Source organism: Vibrio cincinnatiensis, assembly GCF_022113815.1.
GTDB classification, from domain to species: domain Bacteria; phylum Pseudomonadota; class Gammaproteobacteria; order Enterobacterales; family Vibrionaceae; genus Vibrio; species Vibrio cincinnatiensis_A.
In genome coordinates this window covers 58,610-71,052 of record NZ_SGOM01000005.1, presented here as the reverse complement: position 1 = coordinate 71,052, position 12,443 = coordinate 58,610, and the positions used below count along the sequence as shown (strand labels likewise).

Sequence of the window (12,443 nt, the reverse complement as noted above, 5' to 3'; positions counted from 1 at the left end):
TCAGCACTCATCTTAGTTTGCTTGAGTTTGTGCTGTGAGGTCGACTCGATAGACGGCAAAACCCGCGTCATCCGTGCTGATATAACTCATGGGATATTGGCCGTTATTTTTTATAAATTGTGCCGCTTTTTCACTGGGAGCGGTTTCAAAGCGAATGTCTAACGGGGTATGGGTTCGAATGGGCGCAAATGACCAGTTATTATCGGCACTTGGGGTTACGTGCCCTTTCTCTTGGCTGATGAGATAAATGTAGCTGGCGACAACGGTGCGATTTTCATCGGGGGAATCAAAAGCGACATGCTCTGCGCCTGTACCTGCAAATTTATTGCTGTATGCACGATAGTTATTGGTTGCGACCAAAAAGATCTGCTGTTTATCGATAGGCTTTCCTTGGAAAGAGAGTCCAACAATACGTTCTGCATTCTCATTGATAACTTGGCATTCACCGTTGTATTTAGCCGGTTGTGTGATATCAATTTGGTAGTTTACACCATCGATTACATCAAAATTATAGGTGCGAAAACCATCCCAATTAATCAGTGATTGAGGGGTACTTCGGGTTGGATCAATTTGGTTAAATTGACCGGCGCTGCATTCTAACCACTCTTTGACCTCTTTTCCGGTCATCTTTAATGCGACCAAAGTATTAGGGTAAAGGTAGAGATCGGCGGCGTTACGAAACGTTAATTGCCCCGCTTCCACTTCAGTAAAACCATTGGGATCATCTTTGCGTCCTCCCACTTTAAATGGTGCAGCAGCAGAAAGCACTGGTAGCCCATCTAATGAGGGGTCACCTTGGATAAAGCGTTCAACGTAATCTTTCTGTGCGAGATTTACTATTTGAACCGTGGGATCATCTTGCACGAGCGCTAAAAAGCTATACATCACATCATCAGCCTGGCCGATGGGTTGATTGACAAACTGACGGGTTGCTTGATGATCTTCTGCAAGGGCTTTCACGATTCCAGTATCGGCTTTGGCTAAGGCGGTATTGCTCTGCTTGTCAAAGATTGGGCGGGCTTGGGATTGACTTTGAACGACTTGCCATTTTCCTTGTGTATTATCTAACGTGAGATCAATGACACCTACATGACTGCCCCAGCGGCCGGGCATGACCGCAGCAATGCCATTGATTGTTCCTTGATTAATATCAGCACCGGGCAATTGAGCAAAGTCTTTACTTGGAAAAACAGCATGTGAATGGCCAAATGTAATGGCATCAATACCTTCAACTTGGGTGAGATAGTACACCGAATTTTCAGCGCCACTCTGATAAGGATCGGCGGATACGCCTGAATGAGGAATGGCGATGATCACCTCGGCACCTTCTTGCCGCATCTGAGGTATTAACTGTTGCGCGGTCTGCTTAATATCTTTAGTGAAAACCTTCCCTTGTAAATTTTTCTTATCCCATACCATGATTTGAGGAGGCACAAAGCCAATATATCCAACCTTAACAAGGTGTTGATTGCCGTCGTTATCTGTAAAGGTATGATTTTTTATTAGGTAAGGCGTGAAATAGTGTTGACCTGTAGCTTGGTCAAATACATTCGCATTTACATAAGGAAACTCAGCCCCCGCGATCGCTTGACGAAGAAAGGTTAAACCGTAGTTAAATTCATGGTTACCCACATTACCCACATCATAGCCCAGTTGATTCATGGCTTTGTAAGCGGGGTGAATTTCTCCTTTCGTAATGCCTTTGGCCGCGATGTAATCCCCCATTGGGCTACCTTGAATTAAATCGCCATTATCGACCAATACGGCATTACTCACTTCAGCTCTGGCTTGTTTGACTAAACTGGCCGCTCGTGCCAAGCCCAGTTGTTGAGATGGTTTGTCTTTGTAGTAATCATAATCCATCAAATTGGTATGAATATCCGTCGTTTCTATGATTCGTAATTGAATGGTTTCAGCCATTGCTGGGCCAGCCAGATTCAGCAGCCCACCTAAAAGCGCGACAGAAAGAGGCTTGAGTGGTGAATTCATGGGGAGTTCCTATCTATTGAATGGGAGATAAAACGCAACTCGGGCAAATGTATCAAATAGCTATGCAACAAGAAGCTTGATACATCACAAAGTGTGATTTATTTATATTTTAGAGGTGAGGTGATCCGCTCGCCGATTTTTCAGGTAAAGAATTTTCTTGTGAATTTCTCTCTTATCAGCTTTTAGTATAAAAAATGAAATTTTAGAATTTCAGGTAATAAATGGAACTGCTCATAATGCCTATTATCGATTGAGTGATGGATAACAAATATGGCGGGTTCACAGAGCGTTAATAGCGGGTTTACTCCCTCCACTCCATTAGTGGCATTAGAGGGGGGGGCATCATCGCATCCTTTTACCCGTTTTTCAGGTAACCCATTACAACCTGGAGAAGTGGCACTCGTGGGAGCCGGTCCCGGTGATCCTGAATTATTGACAATTAAAGCCTTCAACTATCTTCAGCAGGCCGATGTCATTCTTTATGACTACTTGGTGTCCGATGAAATCATGTGCTTAATCCCTTCTGACACCATATTGGTTTGTGTCGGAAAACGTGCTGGTCACCATAGTGTGCCACAAGAGAAAACCAACCAGCTATTGGTGGATTTTGCTCAGTCAGGTTATCGAGTAGTACGTATGAAAGGGGGAGACCCTTTTATTTTTGGACGTGGGGGAGAAGAGCTCGAAGCCTTGGTTGATGCTGGAATTTCTTTTCAGGTTATCCCCGGGATTACTGCTGCTGCAGGAGCCACGGCCTATGCTGGCATTCCTCTTACTCACCGTGATTATGCGCAATCTGCCGTTTTTATTACCGGTCATCTTAAAAATGAAACCGCAGACGAAATGGATTGGTCCACATTAGCTCGTGGTCAGCAGACTTTAGTGATTTATATGGGATTGATGAAATCCCAGTTTATCGCTCAGCAGTTAATAAAGCATGGAAGAAGCGACAGCACCCCGATCGCTATCATCGAACGAGGGACTCAGCGCTCGCAGCAAGTACAGCGAGGAACTCTGAGAGCGTTACCACAATTGGCGGCTCAGGCTCAATCTCCGGCTTTAATTGTCATTGGTGAGGTGGTCTCTTTGGCTGACAAACTGGCTTGGTTTGGTGAACGTTCGGTTCACTCGTCTCACTATCAATACGCCTAACCCGATTTTAATAGAAAGCCTGTCGTGGTTGTTTTGCGATAAGGCAGCTAAAAGGAAGCTCGCAACATGGATCAACAACGCTTAACCCATTTACAACAGCTTGAAGCAGAAAGCATACACATCATTCGTGAAGTGGCGGCAGAATTTGCTAATCCAGTCATGATGTACTCGATTGGCAAAGACTCCTCCGTCATGCTGCATCTGGCTCGAAAAGCCTTTTATCCGGGAAAAATTCCTTTTCCTTTGTTGCATGTGGATACGGATTGGAAGTTTCGTGAAATGATCGCCTTTCGTGACGCCACCGCTAAAAAATATGGTTTTGAATTGCTTGTGCATAAGAACCCAGAAGGCATGGCGATGGGTATGAATCCTTTTGTGCATGGTTCATCGAAACATACCGATATCATGAAAACCCAAGGGTTAAAACAAGCCCTGAACCAGTATGGGTTTGATGCTGCTTTTGGTGGTGCGCGACGTGATGAAGAAAAATCGCGTGCCAAAGAACGTGTTTACTCTTTTCGTGACCAAAACCACGCTTGGGATCCGAAAAATCAGCGTCCGGAACTGTGGCGTACCTACAACGGGCAGATCAATAAAGGAGAAAGCATCCGAGTGTTCCCGTTATCTAACTGGACGGAGCTGGATATTTGGCAATACATCTACCTAGAAAATATAGAGATTGTACCACTTTACCTGGCGGCGGTTCGCCCTGTGGTGGAACGAGACGGTATGTTGATCATGGTTGATGATCAACGGATGGAGCTAAAAGAGGACGAACAGATTCAGCATAAAAGCGTTCGCTTTCGCACATTGGGCTGTTACCCCCTGACTGGTGCGATAGCGTCCACAGCCAGTACGCTACCTGAAATTATTGAAGAGATGCTGGTGGCAACCTCCAGTGAGCGTCAAGGAAGAGCGATCGACCATGATCAATCAGGATCGATGGAACTGAAAAAACGCCAAGGTTACTTCTAAGGATTTGAGGAAAGAAAAATGAACAGTGCAGTGCATGCTCAACTTGCTGAGCTTGGTATTGAAGGATACCTCAACCAACATCAACATAAATCATTACTTCGGTTTTTAACCTGTGGCTCTGTTGACGATGGAAAAAGTACCTTAATCGGTCGTTTACTTCATGACTCAAAGCAGATTTATGAAGATCAATTAGCGGCGGTCCATTCTGACAGCCAGCGAGTGGGGACAACCGGAGAGCGCCCAGATCTCGCTTTGTTGGTGGACGGGTTACAAGCTGAACGCGAACAAGGCATCACCATTGATGTGGCGTATCGCTACTTCTCCACCCAAAAGCGTAAATTCATTATTGCCGATACACCGGGGCATAAGCAGTACACTCGCAATATGGCGACCGGAGCCTCTACTTGTGATTTAGCAATCATTTTAATTGATGCCCGTAAAGGCATTTTAGATCAGACTCGCCGTCACTCTTTTATCGCTAATCTGCTTGGAATCAAACACTTTGTGGTGGCGGTGAATAAAATGGATTTGGTGGAATATTCGGCAGAGCGCTTTGATGAAATTCGTCAGCAGTATGCTGAGTTTTCTCAGTATTTACATGGCGATATTGATATTCAACTTATCCCTATCTCGGCACTCGAAGGTGATAATGTAGTGGAAAAAAGCCAGCAGATGCCTTGGTATCAAGGGCCGTCATTGCTGGATCTGCTAGAAACCGTAGATATTGAAAAACAAAAAGGGCGTGGTGAGTTTCGCTTTCCTGTTCAGTATGTGAGTCGTCCTAATCTGGATTTTCGTGGCTTTGCGGGCACCATTGCCGCAGGGGCGATCAAGGTCGGGGATAAGGTCAAAGTATTGCCTTCTGGGAAAACCTCAACCATTGCCCGTATTGTCACTTTTGATGGCGATTTGCCGCAAGCAGAAGCAGGCTTAGCGGTAACCTTAACCCTGAGCGATGAAATTGATATTAGCCGCGGTGATCTGCTGGTGTTGGCGGAGGCGGATTTGCAAAGTACGCAATGTTTACTGGCGGATGTGGTGTGGATGACAGAGCAACCCTTACAAGCTGGGCGTGAATACGACATAAAAATTGCAGGTAAGAAAACGGTTGGGCGAGTAGAATCCGTTCGTCATCAATACGATATTAATCAACTATCGACTTTTGAGAGTGAAACATTACCACTTAACGGTATCGGGCTTTGTGAGTGGACTTTCCATCAATCCATCGCCTTGGATCGTTATTTAGATTGTGCCGATACTGGTGGTTTTATCATTATCGATCGCTTAACCAATGTCACTGTTGGCGCTGGGCTGGTTCGTGAATCTCTCGCCGCCCCACAAGCAGATGAACCCTCTATCTCAGCCTTTGAGCTAGAACTCAATGCTTTGATCCGTAAGCATTTTCCTCATTGGGATGCCCGTGATCTCTCGATATTGAAGGGAAGGTTATGAGCTCAGTGAAGGAAAACATTGTTTGGCACTCACATGAGGTGGATAAAGCCTATCGAGCACAACTGAAAAATCAGCGCCCAGCGGTGTTGTGGTTTACCGGGTTGTCTGGTGCGGGGAAGTCAACCATTGCTGGTGCTTTGGAAAGTCGATTGGCTCAGTTGGGCTACCACACCTATCTGTTGGATGGGGACAATGTTCGTCATGGTTTATGCGGTGATTTAGGCTTTTCAGAACAAGATCGACGAGAGAATATTCGCCGAATTGGTGAGCTAGCCAAACTGATGGCCGATGCTGGGTTAATTGTATTAACCGCATTTATTTCACCTCATCGAGAAGAGCGGCAGTTGGTACGGGATCTCTTTTCAAGCGATGAATTCCTTGAAGTGTATGTGAATACTCAATTGTCGATCTGTGAGCAGCGTGATCCTAAAGGCTTATATAAGAAAGCGCGAGCAGGAGAGATAAGCCACTTTACGGGTATTGATTCAGTCTATGAAGCGCCACTGGCTGCAGAGATTGATTTACCTGCAGGGGAAGCTTCGGTGGCGGTGTTAGTTGACAACTGCTTAGCTCATCTGCATGAGCGTGGCATTATTCATCTTAGTGAATCATAAATGAGCAATAAGTTAAAACCAGCCATGATGGCTGGTTTCTTTTCTTAGACGGTATGATGAATGGCACTATTGGTATCGGTATGTACGACAAATTTCTGACTGAGCAAAGCGATCAGTTGATCGTAGTAACTCGTATTGGGTTTATTTCCGAGTAGTCGACACAACTCATTACCTGTGGGGGTAAAACGGTAATAAAGTAAATGCACCCCTTTTGAAGTGGCATTCAAGATCAGATGTTTATTTTGGTAGCTTAGGCTCAGTGGAGGATCGAGCTCGATCTCTCCAGACTCCAATTCAGTTGCATGCAATAAACCCAACTCAATTAATACAAGTAAACTGGAGTAGGGGAGTTGGTGGCTACCAATATTTAGAGTAATTGTTGAATTACGCTTTCCTAAACTGAAAAGGCTGTTGTGCATTTTTAGCCCAAACAACAATTTCAAGCTGGTATCACTGCCAAAACTACAAGCAAGAGTGGCTGCTCGTTGCAAGGTTTGCGCTTCTTTGGGCGTCATATTTTGCAGCACAGTTAAGGCTTTCATGGAAGTAAAACCTGGGTTAGTGACTTCCCGCTTGAGTACTTGCGCCCAGAGACGCTGCATGGATGAGTTATGAATATCTTGTGCCATATCGAAGAAACGATATAACCAATCTTGATCTGGATCTCCAGCTGTTTCGTTATTGCATGAAACGTGAGCAAGACGAATGATCTGCTCTAAATTTTTCTGGCGCTGTTCTTTACGATCTCGTTCACGTTTTAGTGCTCGGTCTAATGGGGTTTTCTTTGGTGCTTCAGTGAGTAACAGTGCATCAAGCCCATGTTGTCGAGCGATCGTCGAAATACGGCTAGCGCTATCTTTAAGGTAGCTGGATTTTTTTTCTTTATAAGATCCGGTCGTGGTTGGATGTTCAATCACGACTGAGGATTTTAGCTCGGCCATGTCTTACCAAATCTTACCATCTGAACAATGGACTAAAATGTACCGTGGATTGAGCCACGGGACTAGTGAAACTCTTAGTGATAGCGCACAAATTTACCCTATCAAAGATGATAATAACTTGTTAAAATTGTTATCGTCTTTTGTGGGGTGAACATGAAGTACAATAAAGAACGTCGTTGGATTAAGCTCCTGTCGACCACATTACTATTCATTGTTTACTTGGTATTACTGAGTTACCTCGCCAAGTATCTTATATAAATAGCACGGGTCGAAAGGTGATCGATTTTATAACAAATGCTTACATATCATCGTAATCGGCCAATGCTTCTCCTTCAATGAGGTAGCCGGTTTCTGCAATATCGACACTGACGATTTCTGTTTTGAGCGTTCCTATGACGTAAACGACATCCCATAATTGTTGTACAGGAGCCCCTTTAGGAAATTTAACGTAGACGATCTGATTGGGCGGTGGAGGGGGAACATGGATACAAGCACCAAAGTAGGGAACCAGTAAAAATTCGGTGACCGTATTTTCATCCCCTTCCAAAGGAATCACAAATCCCGGGATTTTAACTTTACTGCCATTGAGCTCCGGGCGAACATGACCAACTTGGGTTTGTTGAGCCGGTAAATCGCTGTTATGGTCCACCATGGGCATACCCAAGTGATCGAGTAAATGACGTTCATTCTCAGGAATAAGATCAATCCAATCCAGCTTTAGTACGTCATCATTGCTGTAAGCATTTGGTATGAATACAACTAGCATTGTCAAAGCTAGGCTGAGTAACCATTTGTTCATCAATATCTCCTAAACTCGGATGGTCATGCCATCACTGAGTGACTGGCGATAAGCTCGTAGAGCGGGAATCAAGCCTATCATGGTCCCCGCCGCTTGCACATAACCCAATAGTTGCCATTCATAAGTACTGAGTGATTGCAAGGATAACAGGATTCCATATTGACGGGCGATGATCGGTGCGGTGAAGGCGAGTAAAACATACAAGCCAATCACACCGGTCAGAATACCGAAAAAAGTGAGAGCACTGGCTTCACTGATTAGCAGTGCGAATACATGCTTAGGTTGTGCCCCCATTGCTCGCAAAATAGACATTTCTCGCCGCCGCTCTTGTAGGCTGGTCAATAAACTGCTGAGCATTCCAAGCAGCCCGGCGATCACGACAAAAATGGATACGGCTGTCAATGCTTGCTCAGCGATTGACATCATCCCCCAAAGTTCATGCAGGGCGACGCCCGGTAAAATAGCACTCAATGGCTCATCTCGGTATTGATTGATTTCTCTTTGTAAAGCAAAGGTCTGAATCTTAGAACGAAGGCCAACCAGCATTGCGGTAATTTGTTTGGGCTGGAATTCATACTGTTCTAACTGTGCTTTGCTCGGGGTATGACCTAAGTTGGCTCCTGACTCCCAACCTACATGGATTGCTTCTATGGCTTGTAGCGAGACATGTACGGTTTTATCAACGGGAGTACCGGTTGGATCAAGAATTCCTACCACAGCAAAAGGTAAATGATCGTGACGACTGAATCCGACATCATTGATGCCGTGGGCAATAATGATTTCACTGCCTAACTGATAGTTCAGTTGTTTCGCAACATCGGCCCCCAGTACGACATCAAATAATGCAGTAAAAGGTTTTCCTTGAGAAAAAGTAAGGGGTTGCTTACTTCCGTACCGAAAATGTTCAAAGTAACTCTGATTGGTTCCCATCACGCGAAACCCTTTATGGGAATCACCTAAGGCGATCGGGATTGCCCATTGTACCGCACGGTGTTGGCTGAATGCTTGGTAGCTTTTCCAATCAATATTATTGGTGGCATTGCCAATTCGAAAGACCGAATAAAGCAGAAGATTCACTTGTCCTGAGCGTCCACCTACGATGAGATCGGTTCCTGAAATTGTATTCGCAAAACTGGTTTTGGCTTGGGTACGAATGCGTTCGACCCCCATTAATAGAATGACGGAAATGGCCACCGTTAACAGAGTTAAGAATGCGGTAGTTTTTCGATTGAGTAGGCTTTTCCAAGCTAAATTTGTGATAACACCCATTAGATACCTCGTGCACGATTTAAAGCGGGTAAGTACACACTACGGTTAAACAGCTTTTCTAAGGTCGGATCATGACTGACAAATACCAATGTTGAGCCGACTCGGTTGGCTTCTTTTAACAGGAGCTCAATAAAAGCGGTACGGTTATCGTGATCTAAGGCGGAAGTGGGCTCATCAGCAATCAGCAAGGCGGGTTCTCCGATCAAGGCGCGAGCGGCTGCGACTCGTTGCTGTTGGCCGATGCTTAATTCCACCACGGGTTGATGCAAGAGCGATTCCGGTAAATGCAATTGACTGAGCAGCTCAATCGCTCGGCAGGTGAGATCCCCTGCAATCGTGTTTCGGCGTCGGGATGAAAATTGGCAAGGTAAGATGACATTTTCAATCACCGAAAGATAGGGTAATAGATTGAATTGCTGGAAGATGTAACCGATATGGTCAGCCCGAAAACGATCCCGTTCACGAGCTTTCTGTTGAGCAAGATCATGCCCAAGCAAGGAAACCTTACCTTGATTTGCGACATGAATCCCCGTCAATAAGCTTAATAAGGTGGATTTACCGCAGCCACTTGGACCTTTAATAAATAGGTGTTCTCCCGCTGCAACGGAGAGCATTTCAATATCTAGGGTTAATTTCAGATTATTTGGCCACTGAAATTTCACCTGTTCCAACTCAATGACAGGAGGCGAAGCGTGGCTAAAGGTAGCATTCATCACGGTTCCTTTTAATAGAGAAAGTGGGTAAGTATTTACTTACCCAAATAAACGTTAGAGTGAAATTCGAGCCTGCTTAGGCGTTAACACTAAGGCAGTTTGTGTTCGCTCCGTTAACAGATTGACGCTCATTTTTTCTGTGCTTGGGAATAGAGTAAACCATTGGTTATCTATGTGACGAAGCGCAGAAATATTGTCACAATGATAGTGGTATTGCGCCGTCAATCCACCATGCTGTTGGTCGTGGTCGTGGTCGTGGTCGTGGTCGTGGTCGTGGTCGTGGTCGTGGTCGTGATGATGTTCATGTTCATGATCTTCATGGTGTTCTTCGTGTCCACCGAGTGAATGAGTAACATGTACTTCTGCCAGTTGACAGTGTGCTTGTTCCGACAAGGTAAACACCGTGCCTGCTTGTTGCAGTGTTTCCAATGCACGGTTGAGTCTTTGCGTTTCTTGCTCAGTTTGTGGTGCGTGTTCAAACCCCACAACATCGACTCCGGGTGCGGTCACTTCAATCAGTAAATCTTGTCCATCCTGTGCAATATTGAGTTCAACATGGCCATGAATGTGGGCATCGTGTTGGCGAAAATCTTGAGCGAAAGCGACGCTGGATAAAGCGGTTGCGATACTTAAAGTCAGTAAAGGTTTCGTAATAAGCATGGTCATCAATTCCATTCTAATAAAATAAGTAAACCCCTCCGAGATCGGGGGGAAGTCTTCGTTAAAGTGGAAAATCAGACAATGGAGGTGAACGGGCTAAATAAGCAAACTGAACCAATACACTAGAAAAAGGAGAAACAAAGGGGGGGTTAGGATAACGGGCAGGCCAAACTGGTGGCTCGACCATAGTATGGCTAAGCCCATATTGAATACCTGAAAATAACTGACAATGGTGCTGCTCATGATGGAGAGGATCGACATCCAATTGATGAGCGAGCGAAGCCACATTTAGCCATAGACTCAGTAAGACAGCCACGAGAGCGACAGTCTGAGTTTTGAGACGTAAAGGTTGTAGGCTTAGCTTCATGGTGCACCGCTGAGAAAAACAGGATTGTTATAATATAACAATCCTGTTGGCAAGCAAGAAAAGAGTGAGGGGAATCTGTTGTGGTTAAGCGAGATGTTCACGAATGAGGGTCAGAACTTGGTTGATCTCCTTTTCACTCAATGCGCCCTCTTTAATAAATAAAACCCGCCCTTGTTTATCTAATACAATAATGGTGGACGATTTTTCTGCTAACGCCCAGTTTTGCGCTACCACACCAGACTCATCAAGAACAATGGATGACCAAGGAAATGCTTTTTTACTGTCCTGAGCGGAGGATTTGACAAAAGAGCCGGTTCCCCAAATGGCGTCGTCTTGGTTGATGATGGAGGTGGTCTGATAGTGTTGCTCAGGAAACTGCGCAGCAGTCAGTGCGGCCATCAGCGGTGCATTCATTTCTTTGGCGCTGCTGCGTCCCGCAAGAGCCTGAATGACACGAACTTTGCCGAGTAATTGCTTACTGTTCCAAGAGGCAAAATGGGTCTGATCTCCTTCAAGGATGACTTCCCCATGGCTTTTGACTTCAACCAAAGGGAGGGGGTGGCCGAGTTGTATATTTTGTGCAAAAGCGGAGAGCGCATAGCTGACAAAAGTCAGTGTCAGGAATATTCTTTTTATCATCATTATGTATCCATATTATTAAATAGAGAAATTTGGTTTTTGGTTATTAAAGAAAGCAGACAAGGTGATTGCTTTGTCTGTTTTTCACGCCTAAATCAGCGTGAATCCAAGTATAGAACAAGTCTGCTATTCTGCTTGTTCGAGCGTAAGGAATGAGGCGTTTGTAAAATTTATGGAGTTTTAATTGGTTAAAAACAGACGCCAGTTCCGCCTAAGCCACAGTAACCGTTAGGGTTTTTGGCAAGATACTGTTGATGATAGCCCTCGGCATAATAGTAAGGACCTGCAGTAGTAATTTCGGTAGTAATCTGACCTCGTTGATGGTGTTTTAAGGCAGCCTGATAGTTAAGCAAACTCTCTTCAGCCATGGCTTGCTGAGCCGGTAAATAAGTATAAATGGCGGATCGGTATTGAGTGCCGCGATCATTTCCTTGTCGCATGCCTTGGGTTGGATCATGGTTTTCCCAAAAGAGCTTGAGCAGTGTTTCTAGGGGCATAAACTGAGGCTGGTACACGACTCGAACGACTTCAGCGTGGCCCGTTTGCCCGGAGCAGACTTCTTCATAAGTAGGGTTGGGAGTATAACCACCGGAATAACCAACAGAAGTGGAGATAATGCCTGCTTGTTGCCAGAACAGTCTTTCTGCTCCCCAAAAACAGCCCATTGCTAGCAAGATTTGTTCTTCACTGGCATTGGGTTGATAGGTGAGCGGTATTGAAGAGACAAAATGTTTATCTTCAAAGGGGATGGCGGTTGCCCTGCCTGGTAACGCTTGTGCGGCATTGATGAGGGAATCGGTGTTAAACATGGCCTTTATCTCTCGGTGATTGTTTTTTTGAACTATACCCAATAGTGATACTCTGAATTGTATA

General features: G+C 45.1%; 12 protein-coding genes and 1 pseudogene. 4 read left to right on the top strand and 9 right to left on the bottom strand.

Going from position 1 to position 12,443, the window contains the following annotated elements:
- Positions 1–12 precede the first annotated feature (12 nt).
- On the bottom strand, positions 13–1,989 hold the full coding sequence (gene cpdB, locus EXA13_RS08115) for a 2',3'-cyclic-nucleotide 2'-phosphodiesterase (protein WP_238132740.1): 1,977 nt from the start codon (positions 1,987–1,989) through the stop codon (positions 13–15).
- 378 nt (positions 1,990–2,367) lie between these two features.
- On the opposite strand from cpdB, the pseudogene cobA reads away from it, so the two are divergent.
- The 4 genes and pseudogenes from cobA to cysC form a co-directional block, all read left to right on the top strand.
- Positions 2,368–3,141: pseudogene (gene cobA / locus EXA13_RS08110) on the top strand (uroporphyrinogen-III C-methyltransferase); the annotation flags it as partial.
- A 66-nt stretch (positions 3,142–3,207) separates the two neighbouring features.
- On the top strand, positions 3,208–4,116 hold the full coding sequence (gene cysD, locus EXA13_RS08105; protein ID WP_238132738.1) for a sulfate adenylyltransferase subunit CysD: 909 nt from the start codon (positions 3,208–3,210) through the stop codon (positions 4,114–4,116).
- Positions 4,117–4,134: 18 nt separating this feature from the next.
- A complete protein-coding gene (gene cysN, locus EXA13_RS08100) occupies positions 4,135–5,568 on the top strand; it encodes a sulfate adenylyltransferase subunit CysN (RefSeq protein ID WP_238132737.1) in 1,434 nt (477 codons plus the stop codon).
- A complete protein-coding gene (cysC, locus tag EXA13_RS08095; RefSeq protein WP_238132736.1) occupies positions 5,565–6,182 on the top strand; it encodes an adenylyl-sulfate kinase in 618 nt (205 codons plus the stop codon). The genes cysN and cysC overlap by 4 nt, the downstream gene beginning before the upstream one ends.
- A 44-nt stretch (positions 6,183–6,226) precedes the next feature.
- Here the strand turns inward: cysC and EXA13_RS08090 are convergent, their stop codons facing one another.
- The 8 genes from EXA13_RS08090 to msrA form a co-directional block, all read right to left on the bottom strand.
- Positions 6,227–7,123 (bottom strand): TIGR03899 family protein, encoded by an 897-nt coding sequence (locus tag EXA13_RS08090; RefSeq protein WP_238132735.1) that lies wholly within the window; start codon positions 7,121–7,123, stop codon positions 6,227–6,229.
- 298 nt (positions 7,124–7,421) lie between these two features.
- On the bottom strand, positions 7,422–7,889 hold the full coding sequence (locus EXA13_RS08085) for a DUF3299 domain-containing protein (RefSeq protein WP_430794481.1): 468 nt from the start codon (positions 7,887–7,889) through the stop codon (positions 7,422–7,424).
- Positions 7,890–7,931: 42 nt separating this feature from the next.
- Positions 7,932–9,191, bottom strand: coding sequence for an ABC transporter permease (locus EXA13_RS08080; protein ID WP_238132733.1), 1,260 nt, complete (start codon positions 9,189–9,191; stop codon positions 7,932–7,934).
- Complete coding sequence (locus EXA13_RS08075; protein ID WP_238132732.1) at positions 9,191–9,904, bottom strand: ABC transporter ATP-binding protein; 714 nt, start codon at positions 9,902–9,904, stop codon at positions 9,191–9,193. The genes EXA13_RS08080 and EXA13_RS08075 overlap by 1 nt, the downstream gene beginning before the upstream one ends.
- Before the next feature lie 54 nt (positions 9,905–9,958).
- Positions 9,959–10,564: a zinc uptake protein ZrgA gene (zrgA, locus tag EXA13_RS08070; RefSeq protein WP_238132731.1), complete on the bottom strand. Its 606-nt coding sequence runs from the start codon at positions 10,562–10,564 to the stop codon at positions 9,959–9,961.
- A 61-nt stretch (positions 10,565–10,625) separates the two neighbouring features.
- Entirely contained in the window at positions 10,626–10,931 is a 306-nt protein-coding gene (locus tag EXA13_RS08065; RefSeq protein WP_238132730.1) for a DUF2607 family protein, read from the bottom strand.
- An 84-nt stretch (positions 10,932–11,015) separates the two neighbouring features.
- Positions 11,016–11,570 carry a YtfJ family protein gene (locus EXA13_RS08060; RefSeq protein ID WP_238132877.1) on the bottom strand — a complete coding sequence of 185 codons (555 nt, stop codon included), beginning with the start codon at positions 11,568–11,570 and terminating at the stop codon, positions 11,016–11,018.
- Between the two features lie 188 nt (positions 11,571–11,758).
- On the bottom strand, positions 11,759–12,379 hold the full coding sequence (gene msrA, locus EXA13_RS08055; RefSeq protein ID WP_238132729.1) for a peptide-methionine (S)-S-oxide reductase MsrA: 621 nt from the start codon (positions 12,377–12,379) through the stop codon (positions 11,759–11,761).
- Between the last annotated feature and the right edge of the window lie 64 nt (positions 12,380–12,443).

Coding starts and splice junctions, on each gene's coding strand:
- EXA13_RS08090 (WP_238132735.1), bottom strand. CDS start 7,123: ATGGCCGAGCTAAAATCCTCAGTCGTGATTGAACATCCAACCACGACC.
- cysD (WP_238132738.1), top strand. CDS start 3,208: ATGGATCAACAACGCTTAACCCATTTACAACAGCTTGAAGCAGAAAGC.
- EXA13_RS08085 (WP_430794481.1), bottom strand. CDS start 7,889: ATGCTAGTTGTATTCATACCAAATGCTTACAGCAATGATGACGTACTA.
- zrgA (WP_238132731.1), bottom strand. CDS start 10,564: ATGCTTATTACGAAACCTTTACTGACTTTAAGTATCGCAACCGCTTTA.
- cpdB (WP_238132740.1), bottom strand. CDS start 1,989: ATGAATTCACCACTCAAGCCTCTTTCTGTCGCGCTTTTAGGTGGGCTG.
- EXA13_RS08065 (WP_238132730.1), bottom strand. CDS start 10,931: ATGAAGCTAAGCCTACAACCTTTACGTCTCAAAACTCAGACTGTCGCT.
- msrA (WP_238132729.1), bottom strand. CDS start 12,379: ATGTTTAACACCGATTCCCTCATCAATGCCGCACAAGCGTTACCAGGC.
- EXA13_RS08080 (WP_238132733.1), bottom strand. CDS start 9,191: ATGGGTGTTATCACAAATTTAGCTTGGAAAAGCCTACTCAATCGAAAA.
- cysN (WP_238132737.1), top strand. CDS start 4,135: ATGAACAGTGCAGTGCATGCTCAACTTGCTGAGCTTGGTATTGAAGGA.
- cysC (WP_238132736.1), top strand. CDS start 5,565: ATGAGCTCAGTGAAGGAAAACATTGTTTGGCACTCACATGAGGTGGAT.
- EXA13_RS08075 (WP_238132732.1), bottom strand. CDS start 9,904: ATGAATGCTACCTTTAGCCACGCTTCGCCTCCTGTCATTGAGTTGGAA.
- EXA13_RS08060 (WP_238132877.1), bottom strand. CDS start 11,570: ATGATAAAAAGAATATTCCTGACACTGACTTTTGTCAGCTATGCGCTC.